This window comes from Candidatus Binatia bacterium (assembly GCA_036382395.1).
Taxonomy (GTDB): domain Bacteria; phylum Desulfobacterota; class Binatia; order HRBIN30; family HRBIN30; genus JAGDMS01.
This window is the reverse complement of record DASVHW010000302.1, coordinates 30,001-33,190: the sequence shown is the minus strand read 5'-3', so window position 1 is coordinate 33,190 and position 3,190 is coordinate 30,001. Positions and strand designations below refer to the sequence as shown.

Genomic DNA, 3,190 nt, shown 5'->3' with positions numbered 1-3,190 from the left:
GACTACGGACAAGAAGGGGCTTCCGTCCTTTTCAAGGCTTGGGTCTGTATCAATCCAGAATGTGGCTTCTCGCTGAGAGTTGATAAGGGCGAAGTTAGCTACGGAAAGAAAATCGAACACAAGCACTGACCTCAGGAAATTCAGTCAAGTCAACGGGGCAAATCTCAGCGGCGTGAAGCGCGCCTAACCATCATGCCAACCAGCCATCTTCAAACGTAGCTCTCGATTTTTCTGTATAGCAGCGGATCATGAGCACTACAGCGGTGGGCTCGGCGTTTAAACCGAGCCCACCGCCACAACAAGATAAAGATCCGGCGGCGTCCTACTCTCCCACTGGGCGACCCAGTAGTACCATCGGCGCTGGAGGGCTTAACTTCCGTGTTCGGAATGGGAACGGGTGTATCACCTCCGCCATAACCACCGGAAGGCTGGAACGCTCACAATTGCATACGGGAACCGGCGCGAAAACGCCTTGGCAGGGACAACAAAAAATAGTGGTCAAGCCGCACGGCCAATTAGTACCGGTTAGCTCAACGCATTGCTGCGCTTTCACACCCGGCCTATCAACCTCGTCGTCTTCGAGGGGCCTTTAGGGGCCTCGCGGCCCAGGGATACCTTATCTTGGGGGGGGCTTCCCGCTTATATGCTTTCAGCGGTTATCCCGTCCGCACATAGCTACCCGGCAATGCGGCTGGCGCCACAACCGGAACACTAGCGGTGCGTTCCTCCCGGTCCTCTCGTACTAAGGAGAACTCCCCTCAAGTATCCTACGCCCACGGCGGATAGGGACCGAACTGTCTCACGACGTTCTGAACCCAGCTCGCGTGCCACTTTAATCGGCGAACAGCCGAACCCTTGGGACCTGCTCCAGCCCCAGGATGTGACGAGCCGACATCGAGGTGCCAAACCTCCCCGTCGATGTGAACTCTTGGGGGAGATAAGCCTGTTATCCCCGGCGTACCTTTTATCCGTTGAGCGATGGCCCTTCCATGCGGGACCACCGGATCACTAAGACCTGCTTTCGCACCTGCTCGAGATGTCTCTCTCGCAGTCAAGCCCCCTTATGTCTTTGCACTCGACGGCTGGTTTCCACTCAGCCTGAGGGGACCTTTGCGCGCCTCCGTTACTCTTTGGGAGGCGACCGCCCCAGTCAAACTACCCACCATGCAATGTCCCGAGTCTGGATGACAGACTGCGGTTAGAACCCAAGAACAACAAGGGTGGTATTTCAAGGATGGCTCCACCGAAGCTAGCGCCCCGGCTTCAACGCCTCCCACCTATCCTACACATGTTATCCCTAGATCCATTGCAAAGCTGTAGTAAAGGTGCACAGGGTCTTTCCGTCCTGCCGCGGGTACCCGGTATCTTCACCGAGATTGCAATTTCGCTGAGTCCGTGGTCGAGACAGTGGGGAAATCGTTACGCCATTCGTGCAGGTCGGAACTTACCCGACAAGGAATTTCGCTACCTTAGGACCGTTATAGTTACGGCCGCCGTTTACCGGGGCTTCGGTTCCCCGCTTCGCCTTGCGGCTAACGAGTCCCCTTAACCTTCCGGCACCGGGCAGGCGTCAGACCCTATACGTCGTCTTGCGACTTTGCAGAGTCCTGTGTTTTTGATAAACAGTCGCTACCCCCTGATCACTGCGACCCCCTTCGGCTCCGGGAGCGAATCCCTTCACCTACCGGGGGCACACCTTCTTCCGAAGTTACGGTGTCAATTTGCAGAGTTCCTTAACCACGGTTCTCTCAAGCGCCTTGGTATACTCTACCCGTCTACCTGAGTCGGTTTGCGGTACGGTCACCTCGACAACTCGCCCCGAGGATTTTCTTGGAAGCATGGGATCAATCACTTCGCGAGACCCTAAGGAATCGCTCGTGTTCGCCTCTCGGCGTTTGGAATGGAAAAGTGGATTTACCTGCTCTTCCCGCCTACTGGCTTAAACCGGGACATCCAACACCCGGCTGACCTACCCTTCTCCGTCTCCCCCTGGCGTCTTGGTCGCTGTCGCGGTGGTACAGGAATGTTAACCTGTTTCCCATCGTCTACGCCTTTCGGCCTCGGCTTAGGCACCGACTAACCCTGAGCAGATTACCTTTACCCAGGAAACCTTAGACTTACGGCGTGTCGGTTTCTCACCGACATTATCGCTACTCATGTCTGCATAAGCTCTTCCAGAACCTCCAGTGGTTCTTACGATCCACCTTCACAGGCGACTGGAATGCTCCCCTACCATTGACCCAACGCCGAGGCGTCGAGTTAATCCGCAGCTTCGGTATCGTGCTTGAGCCCCGTTACATTTTCGGCGCGGACTCACTTGACCAGTGAGCTGTTACGCTTTCTTTAAAGGATGGCTGCTTCTAAGCCAACCTCCTGGTTGTCTGGGTGCTTCCACATCCTTTCCCACTTAGCACGAACTTTGGGACCTTAGCTGGCGGTCTGGGCTGTTTCCCTCTCGACCACGGACCTTATCGCCCGTAGTCTGACTCCTGGACTCCACGTGTCGGCATTCGGAGTTTGGTTAGGTTTGGTACCCCGGTAAGGGCCCTAGCCCATCCAGTGCTCTACCTCCGACAGTGAGCATCCAAGGCTATACCTAAATATATTTCGGGGAGAACCAGCTATCACGGAATTTGATTAGCCTTTCACCCCTACCCACAGCTCATCCGAAGAGTTTTCAACCTCCACCAGTTCGGGCCTCCATCTCGTGTTACCGAGACTTTACCCTGGCCATGGGTAGATCATCCCGCTTCGGGTCTACTCCGCACAACTCAATCGCCCTATTCAGACTCGCTTTCGCTACGGCTCCACCTCACTCGGCTTAGCCTTGCTGCACAGAGTAACTCGCAGACTCATTAAGCAAAAGGCACGCGGTCAGGCATCGTCATGGCGAACCACAACGAACCGCCCTACCACTGCTTGTAGGCGCACGGTTTCAGGTACTATTTCACTCCCCGCACTGGGGTGCTTTTCACCTTTCCCTCACGGTACTAGTTCACTATCGGTCGCAAGCAAGTATTTAGCCTTGGAAAATGGTCTTCCCAGCTTCCCACGGGGTTACACGTGCCCCGCAGTACTCGGGAACTGCCTCCAGGAAGATCGTGACGTTTCGCTTACGGGACTCTCACCCTCTCTGGTTGTCCATTCCAGGAGCCTTCTGCTACTTCACGATTTTATAACTTCCCGGGTG

Annotated in this window: 2 rRNA genes (1 of these 2 cut by a window edge); both read right to left on the bottom strand. The window is 55.5% G+C overall.

The features are described from left to right. Positions 1–309: 309 nt before the first annotated feature. Positions 310–425 (bottom strand): 5S ribosomal RNA (rrf, locus tag VF515_14270). A gap of 69 nt (positions 426–494) precedes the next feature. Further along, positions 495–3,190: ribosomal RNA gene (locus VF515_14265) — 23S ribosomal RNA — on the bottom strand (it continues 319 nt past the right edge of the window).